Here is a 19,249-nt window from a genome sequence, read left to right as displayed (position 1 = left end):
TCACCCCGTTAATTCAATTTTATTGTGCAGTGATATTAGACCACCCATATATTGCCCTGTTTCCACATTAGGCATTTTAAACGCAGACGGATAAAGGTCAATTTTTTGATGAATGCTCTGCGAAAATCCATAATAAATATTACTGCTCATTTCGCGATATAGCGACACACCATCCAGCCATGATCGGGTATTTTTCACCATATTAATAGCTGTTTTTAATTTCGTGTAGACTTCTGGCTGTACCATATCGCCGCCAATTTTTACAACTCGAAAATAATATGGTTCACCACCATAGTCAAACCATTCCTGCACGATAGCATCTTTTAGAATTGCCTTAACCACAAGTTCAACCGCATAGGGCGTACCTTTATGCCTGTGGGCATCAATCGAAGTCCGAACAAGATTCCTTTTTTGATCAATCGGCAAAGCTGCATCATAAAAATCTACATGGTATTGCCAAGCTAAAAGGTCTACGACGGACTCTTCTAGCTCATCCAGTCGTGCCAAGATAATACATTCGCGAATGGATTGGCTCACCTGTTGCAATTCGGGCGTGACAGCTGCACTAATGGCCTGTACTTGCGGATCGCCGCTAATGCTTGGCGGTATAATATCAAGCCAGTTAATGTTATAAATATCGCTACTCACGACGTCGCCTCGGTTCCGCTATAATTGACAGCAATCGTACCTTCTTTAGCAACTTGGCTATCCGTTAGCGCTTGATAAGCTGGCGCAGTCACAGCTACCCGCTCTGCCCCTGCTTGCTTCATTAAATAAATTAATTGCGATGGGTCAACGCCACGTCCTAAAGCTGATTTTTGCCAGAGTATATAATCGTTGACGGCTGCCTGTACAGCCTTTTGTATACTAGCTGCTACACTCGCATTTTGCTGATCAATCCAATACGCCACATCAATGTTATAGCTTACCTGTGTCGGTGCTACGGCCTGCACCTTATCCGTCAAAGGCCGGATTTTTTTATCATTACAAATGGCTAACACAGCATCTAACATTTCCTGCCCTGGTATTTCACCATTAGCGAGTAATATACAAATATTCACCACACCGGGGCTAGGTGAGTACGGTTTCACATCTGCAATTAAACTAGACGCCGTTTTTGCCCAATATTTATAAGCACCATCGGGACCAGCTGTGGAGAAACTTTCTGGTGCTTGTTGGATGCGGTCACGAAATGCATCATCGCTTTCAATATCAACACCGCCTTGACTCGTTGTTGTGTTGGACACGCTAGCCACATATGGAATAGGATCAACTAAAGTATTTAAAGTACCAGGTGCATAACCGTTTCCAAGTGCTCCCGTCGTCATGCACTGCACTAAAATATCTGCCGATATCGTACCCGCTGGAATAACTGTTTCTATCGTCGTCGCAAAAAATATATTATCTCCCGCTGTTACTCGTTTTCCGGCTGCAATCGGTGTGTTCACGATGCGTGCAATACTCAATGTAAAACGTACCGTATCACTAGCTGCTGTGGCCGGAATACGAGTACAACCAACCAAAATACCAATATGGTCAAGAAAAGCCTTTCTCGCATAAGCTAATAAATTTTGTTTTGCCGAATAGTCGATGGCGGACCGCTGTCCGGTGATAATCGGAACTTCCGACTGCAGCAGCTTCTTACGCGGATCGGCGTCAGCAAGCGTCTGCCCAGATGTTTGCTCATAAGTATTAATCATATCCGTTTCGATTATCGATGCATCCTTTTCGGCAAAAGTTATGCTCGGCAAATTGCTCAAACTACTCATCTTCTATTCTCACCCTCACTGTCCATATAGTCGTCCCGTCGGTTCCGCCCGAAGGCGTCAGCTTTACCAGACTTGCGCGCGGTTCATATGTTCTTAAGGCCGTCACCATTGTTGCGGCAAAAATCGACTGAATCAAATTTACTGGCCTGTCCAGGACGCTTCCATCCCAGGCAAATTTTCGGTTCATCGGGCAACTATTAGCGACGCTTGAAAAAATCATGGCAACGTTCTGCAGTATTTCGGCATCTCCTGTGGCTGAAAAATCTATATTCAGATTTGTACTTAGTTCAATGTTATATTCAGCCATTTGTTGTCGCCTTCTTTACATATTCCTCCATGCTGACATTCACAACGGCCTGAACTGTTTGCCCGCTGTTGTCTTTGAGTTGATGTGCTTCTGATAATGACGTTATAACCCAGCTATTCGATGTTACTGGTGCACTTCCCAGGACAAAATCGCAAACGACTCCGCTGTCACGTAAAGTGCGTAGCTTTGTCAGTTCTGTTTCCGGTGTGATCCCCAAACCAACTGATAAAAAAATTGAAAACGTTATTTTTTCTAGTCCTGGACCTAAAAATTCTTTTAGCGGTTTTTTATCCGTGCCGATGATTTCGTGCGTTGCCCAGCGCCCCTCTGCTGCTCGTTGGAAATTATCTAAAGTCAGAAGTTTAAAATTTGTGTTTGACCTGAATAAGGAAAAGTTTGATCCCGTCAAATTACTCGTTAAATTATTAGCAAGTTCCTGCAAAGATGATATATCAGATTTATAGTAAGCCTCAAAAACCACCTGTACAATTTCATTCGTCGCTGTTGTTCCCTGTATAACTCCTATACTCATTGTGGGCCTCCTGTACTGCTTCCACCCGACTCTACGCCGCTATGGGTATGTTCTTCTAAGGAAATCCCGCCTGCTTTGACGTCTCCGCTTGAGGTTATCCCGCCCGTTGAAGTCATGGTGCCTGTTAAGTTAATATTGCCTTTAATGACGATGTTTGTTGCATTTATGGTCAATGTTCCGGATGATTTATCATATTCGACGCCACCGCCATCACTAAAGGAAATATACCTTTTGTTGGCGTCTCCCGATTTTGGCGCGTTTGCTGTTCCTCTGACGCTAAAAAGTACATATCCTTCTTCGTTCCCTGTCGGCATGAAAAAACAAGCTACCTGTTCGTCTATTTCCGGCATCCAAAAATAATCATCACCAGCCGCGCCAAATGCCGGCATCTGCATCCAAGGTGACACGGTGCCCAGGTCGTCAAAATTCACCCTCACGCGCTGCCTCGACGGGTCCAAGTCGCAAACCGTACCAATCCGAAATAAATTTTTTGTTTTTGCGTCCATCAATAGCCCTCCAAACATCGACGCAGTTGCAGGCTGACTTCATCGCCGCTATTGCTTTGACCGTGCGTCACCTGCGTAGCGATCCATTTCCCGTCATACTTGCCAAAGTTTTTCAGCGTAATATTTTGCGATGCGCATATCTGGATATCCTCCAAAATCGTCAGGCTTACATTCCACGCCTTCGAATTTTTATCGCGTAGTGCCTTTTTCGCCTTCCGTTCCGCTTCGCTCAAGCTGTCAAACCGCTCCCGGATGACAAGCACGCGGCCAACGGCCGGCGGATTCGGTGGCGTGTAGGTATAATTCATCTTTACCCGGCCTTTGGGGCTTCGGTAGGTGATCCACACCGACGAATAGGTGTCGTCAATCGTCCCACGACCGCGAAATTTTTTTATTGGAAACGTTTTAAAATCAATTGTCATTACTGGATCGGCCTGCTCATATTTCGCCTCGTCAAAAATGACAATCTGTGAATCTGAAACTTTCAGGGCCAAACCAGCTTCGGTACATAACTTCTGCAGAAAAGACAGGTCCTGCTCTTCCGTTTGCTCTTTGCGGTCATACTCTGGATCGTCCGACACATCATAATAGAGTTTCATCCCCGCGTCGCTGGCAATATCGTTTGCAATGACGGACAGCTTTGTTTTTTCCCATGCGCGGTTTTTCATTTCGCCTTTTAGGGCCGTCGTCTGAAAAACGGAAAGGGCTTTAATCGTCACTTCCGACGGTGGATAACTGTTTTCAATTTCGTCAATTTCAAACACCCCAAGCGAAAAATCTTTCTTTGTTTGCTCTACTGTCCAGTTTGTCCGCTTCATAGTCGCCGTAAGTTTAGCGCCGTGTTCGGGATACCAATCGCCCATCCATAAATGATCCCGATCTTCCAACGTGATCTGCAGGTCGTCTGACTGTCCGGATAAATTATCCGTGTACGTCCACCCTTTCAGGTGCGGCCGCAAATCTTCCGTGATATTCGTTTTTTCGTAAACAATATCCAGGCTAGTATTTCTTGCAATCATGAGAATTCCTGCTTCCATGGCGGTAAATTAGTCTTTTGACTTGTCGATAATGTCGGCACCATAAGCGTTATTCCCGCCGGGAAAATAACCGTTTCGACGTGTTCTTTGTTGGCGTCCATCAAATAATGCATTTTATACTCGTCGCCGTAAACTTTAAAGGCGATCATGTCCCACATGTCGCCCTGCTTCGTCGTATAAGTATCAGTAGCCATAACTTACCCTCGCATTCTGATGCGCAAAATCTTGTGCTTTTTCGAAGAAACTGTCCTGCTGTCGCTGCACTTCCTGCATTGTTTCCGGCCCGCCGCCTTGAATTACTGGCGAAAAGGTAAGATAAAAAACATTTCCTCCTCCAGTACCAACGCCCAAAACTTCGCCGGCCTTTTGCCATAAGCTAACAGCCCGTCGCGATCCATCTAATGGGATAGCTGCCTCGGACGATTTTTCGGCAAACGTTGTTAAAAATGCACCTTTGCCGTAAATCCCTCCGTTGGCATTGTGGGCGACTTCGCCGCCGTTTCCGGCTTCCAGCCCGACGGTAAAATTCGCTTTGATGTTTTGCCATGCGCTCGAAACATAATTTGAAACTGCACTCGGTATTTGACTGATCCAATTGATGACGGAATTATATGCCTCACTCGCCCAACTTTCAGCGGTGGCCACAAATTCCGCCCCGGCTGCCGCACATGTTGCTGGCAGATTCATAAGATACGTTTCACCCTCTGAGACCGTTGTCGATATCCATGTCACTATTGATGTGTATGCACTACTTCCCCAACTTTCGGCAGCAGCCACAAATCCTGCCCCGGCGGTCATACATTCAGCTGGCAATCCAGCAAGATATGTGCCCGCATCAGTGACAAAAACGCCAATCTTTGCCGGCAACATGGAAATATAGCCAACCGCATAGCCTATTCCGTAGGCAATCGTTCCCGGCAGGGCCATGATTGTGGTACCGACTTCTGCCGCGCCTGTCTTTATCCTTGTCCATCCATTATCTAGCCCGGAAACTACAACAGCCCACACCGCGCTGATCTTCCCGCCGGTCGTCTGCCATGCGCTGCCCATAAAGGCCGTTACCGTATCCCAATTCTGATATAGCAAATATCCGATGCCTACCAGTGCGGCAATACCAGCAATCACCAGGCCGACCGGGTTTGCTGTCATTGCTGCGTTAAGCCCCCACTGCGCCGCTGTTGCTGCGCTGGTTGCTCCAGCTGATAAAAGCAATCTTCCTTGATGGATTGCCCATTGTGCATTTTGGCTTGCCATCAAGAGCCGAATTGCTTCTGCCTGGGCTTTGTATTGATTCATCACAAAAGACACGGATAGCCACGCCAGCCGAAAACCAATAAGCCCAGTACCAGCCAACAAAATTGCATTTGTCAATCCTGGGTATTGCTGCTGAAATCCAAGCAGGCTTTGCGCTGCTGATTGAAAACTACCTGCAACCATCTGCACGCTTGGCAAAAATGTCTGTGTAAGCGATATCCCGGTTTCAGCAGCCGCTTGTTTTACGCCTTCCAGCGCAAACTGTGTGGTCTGCATCTTTGCCTGAAATTCTTTTTCCACGCTTCCTTTGCGGGCCGCATCGTCCAACAGGTCAAAGTTTCCCCGCAATTTATCCATTCCAGCAGCCAGTGCGGAAATATCATCCTGATATTCAGCGCCAAATAATCCGGTCAATACTTCCGCTTGTTGTGCTGTATCTAGACTTTTTATCTGGTCAAGCAGTCCGAAAATTGTTCCCTTCGAATCCGAAATATAAGATGCTTGCAAATCCTTTGCACTCATCCCCAAGCTGTCTAGCGCCGTCTGAAATGACTTCGCTTGTGAAGGTGCTGTCGCAATTCGGTTCATGAGTGCATTTAAGCCTGTAGCCGCTATTTCCGGCGTTTTCCCAAGGTCAAGCATTGTCGTTGCTAATGCTGCCAGTTCATTATTAGAGAATGTCGATTGCGCTGCAGTACCAGATATTCTTTGCAATACCTCAATTATTTCCGGTCCTTTTGCGGTCGTTTGGTCATCTAAATAGTTTACTGTGTCCGCCAGGTCTTTGATTTGTTCGCGCCCTTCGGCAGTATCAATCTTTATACCGCGAATGTTTGCGATCTTTGCCATTTGTTCAGCAATTTGATCGCCGGAACCCTCGAAAGCAATCCCCATCTGTACAGACATTCGAACGAAATCATTTAAGGCATCCGCTCCCTGAACGCCCATTCGTGCAGCCGCCGCTGTTGTATCAGCAACGGCACTCGGCAGCATATGCAAATCGCGGCTCAAGGCCATAATGTTTGACTGCATTGCGTAATATGTCGGTGTTAGCTGCAGATTGTCGTCACGAGCATCATTTACCTGCTTTGCAACGCCGTTCATTGCTGTTTCAAAATTTATCGCCGCATTTGTTGCGGCTACCAGCGGGGCCGCCGTTATCGCCGTATCAATAATTTTTCCCCTGACTTCTCCGGCTCTTTTATTTGATTCGTCATATCTTGATTGCGCAACTTTCAGTTTTGACTGCGCCTGCTGTGTCTGTTCCAACTGTGCTTTCAAACGTGCTTGTGATTCTTTATAGGCGTCAACACTCATTTTCCCGTCGTTATATGCGGAATCTAATGACTTTAGATTTCCGCGCAGCGCTGCTGATTGTGCACCTAATGTGTGCATTTGTGCAGATACCGAAGAAAATGCGCTTATTAAGCCAGCACCCATGCGTCCAGCAATCTCCAGCTGAACTTGGAATACTTTGCTCATTTTTGATGTTTCCTCCTTTCTTCCACATTTTCGACGATATCTTCAACCCATGTATAAAAGTCTTGCAACGGAAGGGACAGCCAAAAAGATACTTTTTCCCATTCCGTTAAATTCGCAGCTGTTTTTCTTAGCTGTTTGCCCGGGCACCTGGTAATGCCCAACCGAATAAAAAATTCGCTGCCTGCGTTGTGATGTTTATAAAATCCATCCCATTCATGGCCAGGATATCGTCAACAATCAGCGGCTGATCCGCAGCCTTTGCCGCAATTACAGCCTGAAATGTTTTCGAATAGCAGGCGTCCGGCGTAGTATCGCCAAGCATCCTAGCTTCTTTTTCTGCTGCAATGATCTGATTTCCCGTAATTTTATCAAAATCCAGGTTTAATTCCGTGATTTCGGTTCCGTCTTTTGTGATCGGTTTCGCCAGTTTCATAATTCAATCGCTCCTTTAAATTTAAAGGGACCTGCGCCAGTCACGGCGTAGATCCCTTTTCTTTTTAGATCAATCCAAGTGCATCGCGAACAATAGATAAACTATCATTTCCGTTTACAATGTACTTATAGTTTATTTTGTCAATTTCCAGCACCGTTTCGTCATTGATGACATATTTCAAATAAATGCAGTTCAGCTCTATCGAACTTGAATTTGCGCCATTTGATTCTAATTTTTCAAGTTCGCCTTCGGACGGAAATCCACGCACGATAATCCTATTTTTGTCATAGCTGCGCCCGCCCCCTGCAAGGTCATATTTCTGGACCGCCTCACGAAATTCCAGGTTATGGCCGACGCATTCAAGCAAATTCAGCATCGGCTTGTTTGTCGTCCGGAAATTAATTTTTACTTTCATCGGTTTTGTCTGTCCGACAGTTGGCGTCTCGATCTCACCTAAAATTCCGGCCCCTTTTATAGTGTCGGAAATTAATTGTATTTTTGGCAATTCAACATCGACTACGCCCAAAAGGTCTACGCTGTCTTTATACACACGATACCCAGTTATGCGCTCCGGCATTATATTGACATTTCCCATTGTATTTTCTCCTCTCTGTTAAGATGCGAACAGACTTTCCAGATAACTAATATCGAATTCTAAGATAAACTCCATATCTTCGTTTGGAATCGGCGGCGTCAAATATACGTGGAAGCGATTGATTCCGTTGATCAAATCCGTTTCAGGATTTTCATTCGCATTGAATTCTACGCGACCGCCGAGAACCGCCCCAATTGCCGTAAGCCCATTTAACCAAATGTTGATGCTGTCAACGACGGTCTGAATCAGCCGTTTATTTGTCGGCGCATCGACCTTTTGCCAATATGTCACAATAAGGGTGTTTCCGATCCAGTTGAACATGCGGCGAACCGGAATCCATGCGTCTTTAGGGTCCGTCGATGTCGGGTAAATTCCCGTGCGGTTCCCCCAGGCTTTCCAGGCACCCATAAGGTTTGTCGCCGTCACAATCCCCTTACCGTTTAAGTATGCGGCTTGTTCCGGCCCCAAGATAATTTCCTTACCGGTCGCATTCACAATGCCGTTAATTTGCAATGTATGGTTTGACGGGCTGACATATGGGATGTCACTATTTTGCGAATCCACATAGCATATCAAACCAATCATCTGTGTACTGTAGCGATAGACCTCGGAATCAAGTTTTACCTTGGGCCAGCAATTGATCTGAAATTGGCTAGTGTAGTTGTTTTTCGATTTCCAATCGTAAACCTCAGTATAAATGTCTGCTCCGTCTGCTGTGGAATCGATATCGCAAACCGTCATCGCTTTAAATAACGTGTTAATTGACGTTGCTTTCGCTTTCAATACGGCAGCTACACTGGCTTTTTCAGTCCATCCCGGTGCCGCAATCAAGCCCGGAATCAAGCCGAGCTTCGGAAAGATCTGATCGATGCATTCGCTTCCTGATACATCCCCTGTCAGTGCATCCACACCACCAATAATATCGGCAGCAGTAACTTTTGACGGATCTAGTGCGGTATACGAAATAACTCCCTCCGTCTGGTTATCCAATTTTCCGCCAGCAATCACTGTAATCAGTGGTTTGTGGGCGTCATTGAAAGCCACTGTGTAGTCAGTCCCTTTTGTTAATGCCTGCCCTGCTGCCGCTAATTTAATGACTAACGTGTTGAGCAATACTCCCGTCACATCGATAACAGCGGCATCAGAAACAAACGAAACAGCTTCATTTTCGACAGTTTTTATATGCTTAATCGGGTCCATAATGTTGATAAATACGACCGGTGCGACTACGTATAGCTTAAACAGAACTTTCATCGCTTCGCATAGTTCGTAGTTTTCGAAATCGTCGGTATATCCCAAAGCCGTCACGGCCTCGGCATAAGTATAGGCTAGCAGTGGCTTATTGACATATGCTTTCGGGTCCGTTACTAAATTCACCGGCGCGCGTCCGATAAATACCGGCAGGCCAGCGCTTACATCGACCGGGGCTGTCAATGACGTTGCGACTTCCGATGTATACGCTCCATGCTTGTAATCTGCCATTTATTTTCACACTCCTTTAACGTAATCCGTAACGGTCGCATACCAGGTGTGATATGCCGATCCCGTTTGATCAAGCTGTTTCAATATAGTTGATAGTTTATCAATGTCAACAAACAAATTTTTCACTGTAGGGCACGCAGAAAAAAGCTGTTCAAAATGTTTCGGTGTTCCATTTTTATATACACGAAATCTGTTCAAGCCTTCTTTTGGGATGTTTGGTCCTACATAGATTTGTGTCGTTGCTGCTTCTGCGACCGCTGTTTTCGTTTCCTTGGTGGCCGCCTGGTCCTTGTCAGTTTCCGTTGTTAAGGAAGTCTCTAACATCCTCATTCACCTCCAATGCTGTTGGTATTTCGATATTTAAAGTAAATGTGCCGCACCATTCTGGCGGTCCTTGTTCTTCTGGTATTTCTCTTTTAATCGGCAATGCTATGCGATAACAGTCACCAATATTTCTGTGCGCCAAGAAATACGTTTTTATCGGGTTCATGATCGTTAATAACTCCCGCCAGCCCTGTTCGTCATCTTCAGAAAAGGCAATACAAATGATCTTCACCTGCGCCGTTGTGCCCTCTTCTGTTGTTTCATCGCTCAAAAGACGAGCAATAGCACACGGTATATCATTTTGCTCTGCTCTCGGATTTTTTGTCGGCAAATATCCTTTTACTATTTTTGGCGCAGTAACTGTTCCGGATTTTATCGGCAACTGCAGCGTTTTTGTTGCTTCCGTCAATGCATATTCAATATTAGTCAGCAAATCATCTACATTCATCTGCCCGCCTCCAATATCCGATTAATCTCATGATCCATACGCTTATCCAAGGTTTGAATTGCTTTTTCCTCAACGGATTTCATAACGGTTTCATTTCCTACCATTTGAGGCACCGACGGTCCATAAAGTTGCTTTAATGGGTACCGTGCTTTTCCGGACCGGATAAATATCCCCCGATAGCCGTTTCCCATCGCTTGCAAGAATGCATGCTTTATTGGCTTTTTTGCGCCGCTTTTCTTTACTCTGACTCGTACCGGATTTTCTTTGCTGGTATCAAATTTGACCAATGGAATCGGCCCACCCATCGATTTGATGCTGCCGATCGGCGATGCCGCCGATGCATTTGTCACCTTAATTGTGTTCCGAACGTCTTCAGCCTTAATCACGTATTCCTTGCGGACTGACCGCACAATTTCCGTTCTCGCTGTCGTTAGGCTACGATTGATTGCAGATGCCTGTGCTTTAGGCAGGGCGTCTTTGATGCCGCCTAGCAGCTGTTCGGCTCGCTCAATTTGTGAAGCATTAAATTCTATCACGTTTGCCGCGCCTCCAATACGACTTCCAGCATGTCGTTTCCGATGCAATCCAGCACATAATAATAATCGTCGTCAATTTCCATCTTTTGTTCCGGCTCTGGCCGATACCCAAGTGACGACTTTGAAATAAACAATCGACGGCGCATGTTATACACGCCGTCGACCTTATTGTTAGATGATTTATCCTCGTCCAGCACGCATAAAAAAACTTCGCCATCTATCGCATGATGTTCGGCGAATTCATCCACATTCAAAAACACTTTGCCAATGTCTGCCGCCAAAACGTCTTTAAATGACATTAGTCAATTTTTACCCAGACTGTAGTACCGGCCGAAGTTTTTGCCGCGACTGCAAAACCTGCCAAAACTCCGCTGTTCGTCTTGTCAATATTATTGTTGGTCTTGTTCCAGTAGACCATATCCCCGGCAGCAATTTCCAACGGCGCTGCTGCTGGCAATTCCCAAACTTCCGTAATCGCCAACGATCCTGTTGCTCCTGTAGCAATCGGCTCTAAAGCTATGCCAATTTTAGCTGCCAATGGCACTATCTCAAGATAGCCGACGTCGGCCGCCGCAGTGTAGTCTATAATATCCCCCTTTTGTACGTGAACAGCTGTTGCCATTATACATTCCTCCTTATTTGTCTTCTATCCCTGTAGATTTATACAGTCCGCGGTAGTCAATGAGATTTACGCCGAAATCATGGAAAATTCTCCACTTGATGCCCAGCATGTCGAAAAGCACTGTACTTTCCATGGTCGGCTGGTCAACGCCGTTCAAATATGTCACCTCAATCGACGGGCACATGCCAGGTGCAGCGGCCAAATACCACGGGACGGCATCTTCCAGTGTCGGATCGGATACGACCGACAATTTATTTGCAAACGGATTTGGCGTAGCATTGTTCTTGCTTGGATCGACGACGGACGAAATCAGCTGCGCTGCAATTGTTTCGAGGTCTACCGGCACGATCAGAAAAGCTGGCTGAATATTCAAGGCTTCTTTGCCACCGATGTTTTTCTGTTTTGCCATGGCTGCTTTTGCTTTCCCAAGGTTTTCGACGTTAATCACGCCTGCCCCCATATTTTTATGGTTGGCATGGAATAGTGCTGCGTTTTCAATTGTCGGATTATCTGTAAGGATTTTATACACCATTCGGTTAATCATGCGGCGTGCAGCGGCCCCATACAATGCCGGAATTCTGTTGAGTGCGCCAAGGTCATCGTTGATAATTGCTTTGCGACTGATCCCAAATTTGCGTCCATAGGTTCCAATACTGGCCTTTGCCTTTGCTTCCGTAAACGTCGAATCTTTAAACTCACCGTTTTCTTTGATTTCCACAAGTTCGTCAGCTTCGCTCAATCTGTAGCGCGTCGCATCCTTGAAATCTGAATTTGATCCTTTTGCCGTCCACAGCTGAAAGGTCGTCGGCGCGGTCTGGTATGCCTGAGCCATTGATTTATTGGCCACATTCGATAAAATCCCAGGGAACGCCCCGGAGCCAGTCAATGCTTCGCGTATCAGTGTGTCATTGTCGGAAAATCTCATATCTTTCCCCGACTGGCGTTCTATGCACTCCTGTGCCAAACGTAACATGCTCATGCCTCGGAAATCTTTTGCACCGTCTACTGGTTTTTCCAGCGTCATTCCCGCGCGCATGGCCAACCCGTCTACGGCGGCACTGCGGAATTTTTCAACGTCTTCCACGCCTACCGAAATTTTCGTCGGCTGGTTGGTCGTCATTGCTTTTTCAAGCACAATCTTTCTTACTTCGTCGACACTTTTCCCTGCATCAATGTGTTCCTGCGGATCAATGCCAAAACTCCGACACATCGAGCCGATTTCCGCAACTCTTGCACGTTCCAATGAAAGCGCTCTCTGCACTGCATCGTCTACATTCGGCGCGGCTGGTGGTGCTACTGGTGCAGCAATAGGCGGAACATGCCCTCTTTCCTGGTTTTCTGCTACTGGCGGTACCGCCGGCGCATTCTGTTTACCGTCTGTTTTCATGTTTCTGGTCTCTCCCTCTTCTTGATTTTGTGGATCTGCCGATCTTCCCACCCCTACATCGGGGTCGGCCGGTACGCTGACAATTGATATTTCGTAAGGCATCCACTTTACGGCCACGGAACACGGCCCTGCAAATCTTCCGTTTGTACTCATGGCGTTTGCGCCAACTTCTTCCCAGACCATTACCTGGTACCCAACGGAAACGCCTTTTAATGTGCCGGATTGCACTTTCTGGTAGATTGTTTCTGCCTGCTCGTCGGTGTCAAATCTTACTGTCGCCTTACATTTACGGGCTGCTTCGTCCAATTCAACGGATAACACCTGCCCGATCGGCATATTTGCATTATGATTAAACAACAAAACGCCAATTTCTTGCAATCGTGACAAATCAACAGCTCCGGGATCATGACTTAGAATTTCATTTCCGAACCAACGCTCATAAGGCGCTTCACTCGAAAACGAAAGCTCGACTGTGCGATCATCTTTCATTTGCGCACGGTCGAGCATCAATTCTCGAAACATTCTTGAGTTTTTATTCTTCATTTTGTACCCCCTTATGGTTCATCTCTGCGGCCTGCACCGATTCCGGCTTATGAATTGTTAAGTCAAGCCCCAAACTTTCGGCATATTTCTTTTCTTTTGCCATCTCTTTGAGCTGCGTTTCCCAATCATAGCCACGGCCAGCGCACCATTGCGCTAAAGTCATGCCGCCATTTTTCATTAAGGTAACGTCCGCATTTGCTTCTTTCTGCGGGTCAATCCATTCCCAGCCCGGCGTGATCCAATCGGAGGCTGTGTATGTCTCTTTATTTGTCCAATAGTCCGGGATCTTCACTAATCCAGCCAAAACAACGGCCTCGACAAACGCTTCCCATATTGGTAAACAGCAATGGGCGATCATATACCCCTGTATCGGTAAAAATGTCCGGCGGTCTTCCAAATGGCCTTGCCTGGCACTTGAGAAATTGGCGTTTGAAAAATCTCTGCTGACAAGTTCATACGATAAGCCCAACCCAGCTCCGCAAAGCTGCTGCTGCACTTTCACAAAATCCTTTGCCGATGTGATTGACCGTGACGGATTCGCTGTTGTTATTGTTTCGCCCGGCCGTAAATGTGCTATCATGCCCGGCCTGATACTTTCCAACGGTTTCCCCTCTTTGTCCTTTGCTGTTCTCCCCGGCACTGGTCCCGACGTTGGCATATTTTTCGTTACAAAAATCGAAAAGCATGCCGCTATTTTTGCGGCAATGGTTTCCGCCGTCATATAGTCGTCGGTATCTTTGATCCTCTTGATACTTGTTGCCAATTCTGATATTCCCCGGATCTGGTCCGAGTGTTTTTTATTCCATAAATGCAAAATCTGATCTGCTGGGACTCGATCCGATTGATATGTGATATATCCGTCCGGGCTTTTTCGCTGAATCCAATATGCTACCGGCTTCAAATAGTCGTCTAATTCAATCCCTGATCGAATGATCCGGTTTGTTTTTGGCGCTGTCAGCAAGTACGAATCCAATAAATCCGGCTTTATAACCTGTAATTTCAGCGGTATTCTTGCCTTTTTATCGTAGACTTTGCGAACCAGGCTTTCCCCGTCAACAACTTTTCTACGCAGTAGCATCGCTTGTATTTCATAAAATGTTTGCTGCCCAGTAATATCACAGTTTTCTTGCTTCGTCCACGTTTTCCATAAAGATTCCAATGTTTTATTTATTTTGTCATCCGGTGTCCGTGCCTGCGGACTGATGCCGGTACCGACCGAATTTCTAACGATTGATCCAATGGCTGATTCAGCCATATCGCTGTTGTTTTCCAGTGATCTAGCCCGTGCTTTGATTAAATCGCGCTGAACCTTGTCCGCGTTTTCCGTATCCATATTTATCGGTGTCCACATGTCGCTGAAACGGTCAATCTGTCCGGCTTCATACGAACGTACCGCCTCCTTGTATACGGCTCGCTCATAGGCCCATTTCGGCGAAATAATCCCAATAGCCCTATCTAGAAAATTCACAGCATCCCCATTTGCGCGAACGTAATCGTTCCGCCATTTTGTGCCGCTATTGCAGCTTTCAGGTCAGCTTCGCGGCCGTATAACGTCGCTAGGTCTCCTTTGGTTAGCTTCCTGGTCCCTATTTGATATTCTTGCGCGCCTTCTTCAATGGCAGCAATCGCCTTTTGAACACGCTCAAGCTGCGTTACTAATGTGTCCAAATGGTTCACCCCCTTTTATAGCCAGTTTTCAGTCCCTTTGAACCAGTCATTTTCCGGCTTGTCTTCTTTTGGTGCTGCCGACGGTATTTCTTCAATTTCGCTTTCATCGGTCAAATACCGCACGCCTAAAATTTCCGCTGCTAAAGCGTTATTTGTTTCAGTATCTAGCAAATGGTTCTGCGCGTGGCTTGATATTTTTTCCCATTCGTAAGTCACTCTCCCTTTTTTGTCTTTATGTTCGACTTTCTGCTCCGCGCATATCTGGTCGCAATATCGCCGATCAATAGCTTTGTATACGTTCCAGCTTCCTTTGTCACCAGCCACAATGGATAACCTGCCAGCAATAAAGTCTTTAAACTGGTTCGGGTCAAAAATATAAAGGCGCAAGCCGCGGCCCACACCTTTGTCAATAATACTGACGCTATATCTCGATGTCATTGCTTTGGACGCGCCTTTTGTTGGCAAGCATACATCCATTCGTTTCGCACAAAATTGATAAACTTCGTCGGTATTGTAACCGGAATCCATGCAGCATAAATTAACGTTGTTAATCTCTCCGCTTTCATCGCAGTAATTACGGTCCAGGATCGTTTCAATATCCGCCCAGGTTTCCGCCCTTCCGTAATCGACAAGCCAGCTTGTCAAGCCTGCGCCCCATGCGCGGACACTCCACCAGAAATGATCCAGCTGCACATCGACGCCCATCGTCAGCAATTGCGCTTTATGATGCACTCTACCTTGCTCATATTCGCCCTGTTTTTCCAAAACGACATCTGACTGCATTTTGCTTGCCTTATCTTCCCACGGTTCGGCCAGCCACGAATTAATAAAGTTCATTAATTTTTCGGGATCGTCTTTGCTTGACAGAAACTTTTCAGCGACATCGCCAAACGTCAGCCACGGCGAATAAATTGAATTTAGGTGATAGGCAACTGAGTGCACCCGCCCCTTGGCGGTCTTTACCTCAACCCATTCTTTGTTGACTTTTTTTACTCTGCGCCATTCTCCTGCGCGCAACATCGGCATTTTGTGCCGATCGTCTATGCGCTGATGGCATGATTTGCATTCGTAATACGCTGAATACTTTGCTTCTTGCGGTGTCTTTCCCGTAAATCCCTTTATCTGTTTGAATTCTAGGGTTTGAAATTCTCCGCAATGCGGGCATGGCACAAAATATTTATATTTAGCGTTGGCGTTTTCCCAACCTTGCCAAATATTCCCCCTTTTTAGCGTTGGAGAAGATACTTTGACTTTTTTCTTGTTATAAAATGTCTTTGTTCGTTCTTCTGCCAGTTCTAGTGGTCCAGCTTCCGCCCCGGACCATTTGGGGAATTTGTCTATTTCGTCGAAAAATATATATCGAACTGGCCGACTCGCCAGATTTGATGGTGAATTTGCCCCAACAAGTGCAATATACATGTTAGGGAATTGCAATTCGCACCACTGGCTTTGCCGGGCTTGAAATTTGTCACGCAGGTCTGACGATAATTCAAACATCGGCTGCAGTCGGTTTTCGCTTGTGAACTTTGCTAATTTGTCGGATGGATAGACAATCAGCATAGGCCCAGGATCTTGCGCAACAGCATAGCCGATCATGTTTAATTCCATGACCGTTTTCCCTAGCTGCGTGCCAGCAACAAATGTTATGTCTTGTACCGCCTCATCATTAAACGCATTCATCGGTTCTTTCAGGTATGGCGTTCGATCTGTTCTCCATGGTCCTGGCGCTGCGCTGTCTTTTTCCGATAATATTCGGTACTTGTCTGCCCATTGGCTAACCGTCAATTTTTCCGGCGGCTTGAATGACGAGAAAGCCTTTGTGATATAAAGGGGAAACTCACTTTTTCTTTGCATTATAAATTCCGCTTCTGCTCATTTGTTCCAGCGCTTCCACGATGCGTTTGTCAACCACCTTTTTTGCTTCCAGCGCCGCCTCAACATCGAAAGAATTCAGGTCTGTCGCCACGTCGTGGCCTATTGCAAGTAAATTTCGTTTTAAAACCGTGAACAATCTTCGCAGATCGGTTGTCACCGTTTTTATCGGGATAAATTCCTCTTCTGTGACGCCTAATTTTATCTGTTCTTGTCTTGCTTTGGCCTCCTTCAAGTCCGCTTCAGCCTTGAGTTTTCGGATTTCCGGACTTTCTTTGTGACCGCCGCCAAAACGCCACTCTACCAGCTTTTTTAGGTCCCATTTTCCGCGCCCCTCTTTTGGCGCTCCTTTTTTCTCCCAACCTGACAAACTCTCGCGGGAAATTCCGAAAAAATTGCAAGTTTCTTTCGTGCTGAAAATGAATTGCTTCTCTAATATATTCCTGTTTCCATTTTCCGACTTTTCTATCAACCTCCCCACTCCTTCAATTTTGTCAACTTGTCAACCCGTTTTTTTGATTTTGATGCAGACAACTTTTGGGGCTCGGAGACCCGCAAGCCGTCTGGGCTATCGGAGTACCTACGAACCCCGGGGGGCTATTTGATTACTTCTTTCAGGATATAATCCGTTCAAATAGTCTTCACATGCTTGCCTTATTGTCTCGCCATTCTTGCTCTCTCTTTGGATGTGATGATCCAGACAAAGCAAGCAGCCTTTCTCTGGCACATCCTCTTTATTTTTTCCGCACGGTTCATGATGCCATTTCTCGCCTATGATTACGAATCGATTACATCCTGGAACAATACAGGTATAACTATCACGCTCATGTATTTCTCTGTTGAGTTTGGCAACTGCCTTACCTTTCAACCTAACGCGCTTATGTTTCGTAAGATCCATAACCCGCCTCTTTTTCCACAACAAAAAAGCGCTGCCGTCTTTCCTGGCAACGCCTTTTTTACTATGCAATTATTCTAGAAGGTATTTTTTCTCTAGGCATATTATAGCAAAGAAAATAACATATAAAAATTTCATCTTTTTTTCACTTATTAATTACAAAGCATCTGCACCATAAAGGCTGTAATTCAGCTTATTTATCAGCAACTTTCTGTTCCGCCATATAGTCACTTTATCACAATGTAACTGTTGTGCTACCTGTTCCTGGCTCATGCCTTTAAAATACTGTAATTCGATTATTGGGTAATATTCCTCGTTCTCTATTTCTTTTAAAGCTGTATCAATTTCTTCTATCTCTTTTTGATCCCGCGCAATCTTCTGCTCGATCAACAGTATTTTAGCTTTTCGTAATTCTTCAATATCCATCTTTTCAGCGCCACCGGAATTTTTTACAAACAAAACGAAATCTTTCGATGTGCGAAGATCTTCTTTTTGTATGTCAATAATATCCTTTTTATAGCGGGCGATATTTCTTTTCAAAACGGGATAAGCATATAAACGCTTTTCGGTTTTTTTGTATTTATTGTTTTCTTGTTTCTCGCTCCGCTTCCCGGCTGTTACGGCTTTCTGAAAAAGCATGTCGATTTTCTCTTCATCCTTTTTAGTTAATGCCATAATCGATATTCCCTCCCCTATAGTAACTAACGCACCAAAGCAGACGCTCCCCAGCGCCTGCCTTTTTAATCTATTCCTGTTCTTTCATGAGCCTATACAACATGGTCCTTTCCAAGCCTTGCACATCCATACCGACCCCCAATACTACTATTGTCACTACTACAACTCCAACTACAATCAATATTTCTAATACCCCCACTTGCCTTATCCTATTTTTATGACTGGCTTTAACGGCTGACCCCATTCCTTTGACTTCTCGGCCATGTATCGTTCTAATTCGCCTGGTGTCATTTTTACTGACCGTACTGGCGCTTGTCCATATTCGCGCCGATCGTGTGGAGCAAAGCCGTCTATAAGCGTCGGCTTTCTATGCTGATCAGCTTCGATCGTTGCCGCTTTGATCAGGCCACAGGTTCGTCTGTCTATACCTTTCATGATTGATCACTCCCCATCATCGTCTGGGCAAAGCACTGTCCAAGTTGTTTATTTATCTTGCTGAATGTTTATTCATCTTCTCTTCCCATGCCGCCCTAAACATAGCTATGTTTCTCTTTGTTTTTTGTATCATTATTTCAAGCTGTAGCGTCTAATTTCATATCCATCATTCCGCCCCCCAGCTGCTAATTGTTAATTCAACTTTTTATTTTCAGCTAGATCCAGCGAAAAAAGCAATTGGTTCTTTTCTCTTTCAATAGTTGCTTTGAGTGCAGCCTCCATCTGCTGCCCCTGGTAAGCTATTGTCATTTTTAAAGCATCCTGTTCACTTGTACCATTTTCAATAAGCGCATTTCTATAAGTCACCATCATTTCTGCCGTTTCCTGCATACTTTTTATTACTTCTGCACTTAACAAGCCTTTTGTTTTCTTAATCATGATTCCGCC

The 19,249-nt window shown here is 45.6% G+C and carries 26 protein-coding genes; all 26 read right to left on the bottom strand.

Translation table 11 applies throughout. The features are described from left to right. The gene (locus Ga0466249_RS13680; RefSeq protein ID WP_215830018.1) at positions 1 to 648 is read right to left on the bottom strand and encodes a phage tail protein I; all 648 of its coding nucleotides are present in this window, start codon (positions 646 to 648) and stop codon (positions 1 to 3) included. Continuing rightward, positions 645 to 1,769 carry a baseplate assembly protein gene (locus Ga0466249_RS13675; RefSeq protein ID WP_246588714.1) on the bottom strand — a complete coding sequence of 375 codons (1,125 nt, stop codon included), beginning with the start codon at positions 1,767 to 1,769 and terminating at the stop codon, positions 645 to 647. The genes Ga0466249_RS13680 and Ga0466249_RS13675 overlap by 4 nt, the downstream gene beginning before the upstream one ends. After that, entirely contained in the window at positions 1,762 to 2,076 is a 315-nt protein-coding gene (locus Ga0466249_RS13670) for a hypothetical protein (protein ID WP_215830017.1), read from the bottom strand. The genes Ga0466249_RS13675 and Ga0466249_RS13670 overlap by 8 nt, the downstream gene beginning before the upstream one ends. Further along, positions 2,069 to 2,608: a phage tail protein gene (locus Ga0466249_RS13665; RefSeq protein ID WP_215830016.1), complete on the bottom strand. Its 540-nt coding sequence runs from the start codon at positions 2,606 to 2,608 to the stop codon at positions 2,069 to 2,071. The genes Ga0466249_RS13670 and Ga0466249_RS13665 overlap by 8 nt, the downstream gene beginning before the upstream one ends. Then, positions 2,605 to 3,114, bottom strand: a complete 510-nt coding sequence (locus tag Ga0466249_RS13660; protein WP_215830015.1) for a phage baseplate assembly protein V — start codon at positions 3,112 to 3,114, stop codon at positions 2,605 to 2,607. The genes Ga0466249_RS13665 and Ga0466249_RS13660 overlap by 4 nt, the downstream gene beginning before the upstream one ends. Further along, positions 3,114 to 4,133 carry a phage late control D family protein gene (locus tag Ga0466249_RS13655; RefSeq protein ID WP_215830014.1) on the bottom strand — a complete coding sequence of 340 codons (1,020 nt, stop codon included), beginning with the start codon at positions 4,131 to 4,133 and terminating at the stop codon, positions 3,114 to 3,116. Before Ga0466249_RS13655 ends, Ga0466249_RS13660 begins: the two co-directional genes overlap by 1 nt. Beyond that, positions 4,130 to 4,345 (bottom strand): tail protein X, encoded by a 216-nt coding sequence (locus Ga0466249_RS13650; RefSeq protein WP_215830013.1) that lies wholly within the window; start codon positions 4,343 to 4,345, stop codon positions 4,130 to 4,132. Before Ga0466249_RS13650 ends, Ga0466249_RS13655 begins: the two co-directional genes overlap by 4 nt. Then, complete coding sequence (locus Ga0466249_RS13645) at positions 4,335 to 6,887, bottom strand: phage tail tape measure protein (RefSeq protein WP_215830012.1); 2,553 nt, start codon at positions 6,885 to 6,887, stop codon at positions 4,335 to 4,337. Before Ga0466249_RS13645 ends, Ga0466249_RS13650 begins: the two co-directional genes overlap by 11 nt. A 127-nt stretch (positions 6,888 to 7,014) precedes the next feature. Then, complete coding sequence (locus tag Ga0466249_RS13640; RefSeq protein ID WP_215830011.1) at positions 7,015 to 7,320, bottom strand: phage tail assembly protein; 306 nt, start codon at positions 7,318 to 7,320, stop codon at positions 7,015 to 7,017. Positions 7,321 to 7,384: 64 nt separating this feature from the next. Beyond that, entirely contained in the window at positions 7,385 to 7,915 is a 531-nt protein-coding gene (locus Ga0466249_RS13635) for a phage major tail tube protein (protein ID WP_215830010.1), read from the bottom strand. Between the two features lie 18 nt (positions 7,916 to 7,933). After that, complete coding sequence (locus Ga0466249_RS13630) at positions 7,934 to 9,397, bottom strand: phage tail sheath family protein (RefSeq protein ID WP_215830009.1); 1,464 nt, start codon at positions 9,395 to 9,397, stop codon at positions 7,934 to 7,936. A 6-nt stretch (positions 9,398 to 9,403) separates the two neighbouring features. Then, entirely contained in the window at positions 9,404 to 9,721 is a 318-nt protein-coding gene (locus Ga0466249_RS13625; RefSeq protein WP_215830008.1) for a hypothetical protein, read from the bottom strand. Then, the gene (locus tag Ga0466249_RS13620; protein ID WP_215830007.1) at positions 9,690 to 10,169 is read right to left on the bottom strand and encodes a hypothetical protein; all 480 of its coding nucleotides are present in this window, start codon (positions 10,167 to 10,169) and stop codon (positions 9,690 to 9,692) included. The genes Ga0466249_RS13625 and Ga0466249_RS13620 overlap by 32 nt, the downstream gene beginning before the upstream one ends. Then, on the bottom strand, positions 10,166 to 10,753 hold the full coding sequence (locus tag Ga0466249_RS13615) for a phage tail protein (RefSeq protein ID WP_215830006.1): 588 nt from the start codon (positions 10,751 to 10,753) through the stop codon (positions 10,166 to 10,168). Before Ga0466249_RS13615 ends, Ga0466249_RS13620 begins: the two co-directional genes overlap by 4 nt. Beyond that, positions 10,702 to 11,004 carry a hypothetical protein gene (locus Ga0466249_RS13610; protein WP_215830005.1) on the bottom strand — a complete coding sequence of 101 codons (303 nt, stop codon included), beginning with the start codon at positions 11,002 to 11,004 and terminating at the stop codon, positions 10,702 to 10,704. Before Ga0466249_RS13610 ends, Ga0466249_RS13615 begins: the two co-directional genes overlap by 52 nt. Next, on the bottom strand, positions 11,004 to 11,327 hold the full coding sequence (locus Ga0466249_RS13605) for a DUF2190 family protein (RefSeq protein WP_215830004.1): 324 nt from the start codon (positions 11,325 to 11,327) through the stop codon (positions 11,004 to 11,006). The genes Ga0466249_RS13610 and Ga0466249_RS13605 overlap by 1 nt, the downstream gene beginning before the upstream one ends. A 13-nt stretch (positions 11,328 to 11,340) precedes the next feature. After that, positions 11,341 to 13,257, bottom strand: a complete 1,917-nt coding sequence (locus tag Ga0466249_RS13600) for a prohead protease/major capsid protein fusion protein (protein ID WP_215830003.1) — start codon at positions 13,255 to 13,257, stop codon at positions 11,341 to 11,343. Then, a complete protein-coding gene (locus tag Ga0466249_RS13595; RefSeq protein ID WP_215830002.1) occupies positions 13,247 to 14,725 on the bottom strand; it encodes a phage portal protein in 1,479 nt (492 codons plus the stop codon). Before Ga0466249_RS13595 ends, Ga0466249_RS13600 begins: the two co-directional genes overlap by 11 nt. Next, a complete protein-coding gene (locus Ga0466249_RS13590; RefSeq protein ID WP_215830001.1) occupies positions 14,722 to 14,925 on the bottom strand; it encodes a hypothetical protein in 204 nt (67 codons plus the stop codon). The genes Ga0466249_RS13595 and Ga0466249_RS13590 overlap by 4 nt, the downstream gene beginning before the upstream one ends. Positions 14,926 to 14,940: 15 nt before the next feature. Further along, a complete protein-coding gene (locus tag Ga0466249_RS13585; RefSeq protein ID WP_215830000.1) occupies positions 14,941 to 16,779 on the bottom strand; it encodes a phage terminase large subunit family protein in 1,839 nt (612 codons plus the stop codon). Beyond that, positions 16,763 to 17,269 carry a hypothetical protein gene (locus Ga0466249_RS13580; protein ID WP_215829999.1) on the bottom strand — a complete coding sequence of 169 codons (507 nt, stop codon included), beginning with the start codon at positions 17,267 to 17,269 and terminating at the stop codon, positions 16,763 to 16,765. Before Ga0466249_RS13580 ends, Ga0466249_RS13585 begins: the two co-directional genes overlap by 17 nt. Positions 17,270 to 17,377: 108 nt before the next feature. Continuing rightward, positions 17,378 to 17,695, bottom strand: coding sequence for a hypothetical protein (locus Ga0466249_RS13575; RefSeq protein ID WP_215829998.1), 318 nt, complete (start codon positions 17,693 to 17,695; stop codon positions 17,378 to 17,380). Positions 17,696 to 17,848: 153 nt separating this feature from the next. Beyond that, a complete protein-coding gene (locus Ga0466249_RS13570; RefSeq protein WP_215829997.1) occupies positions 17,849 to 18,367 on the bottom strand; it encodes an ECF-type sigma factor in 519 nt (172 codons plus the stop codon). A 70-nt stretch (positions 18,368 to 18,437) separates the two neighbouring features. Next, positions 18,438 to 18,566, bottom strand: a complete 129-nt coding sequence (locus Ga0466249_RS27210; protein WP_281422645.1) for a hypothetical protein — start codon at positions 18,564 to 18,566, stop codon at positions 18,438 to 18,440. A 5-nt stretch (positions 18,567 to 18,571) separates the two neighbouring features. After that, on the bottom strand, positions 18,572 to 18,802 hold the full coding sequence (locus tag Ga0466249_RS13565) for a hypothetical protein (protein WP_215829996.1): 231 nt from the start codon (positions 18,800 to 18,802) through the stop codon (positions 18,572 to 18,574). Between the two features lie 192 nt (positions 18,803 to 18,994). Beyond that, positions 18,995 to 19,240 (bottom strand): hypothetical protein, encoded by a 246-nt coding sequence (locus Ga0466249_RS13560; protein WP_215829995.1) that lies wholly within the window; start codon positions 19,238 to 19,240, stop codon positions 18,995 to 18,997. Positions 19,241 to 19,249: the final 9 nt, after the last annotated feature.

Source organism: Pelorhabdus rhamnosifermentans, from assembly GCF_018835585.1.
Classification (GTDB): Bacteria; Bacillota; Negativicutes; order UMGS1260; family UMGS1260; genus Pelorhabdus; species Pelorhabdus rhamnosifermentans.
Note: the sequence above shows the minus strand (reverse complement) of the source record. Positions and strands in the feature narration are given on the sequence as shown.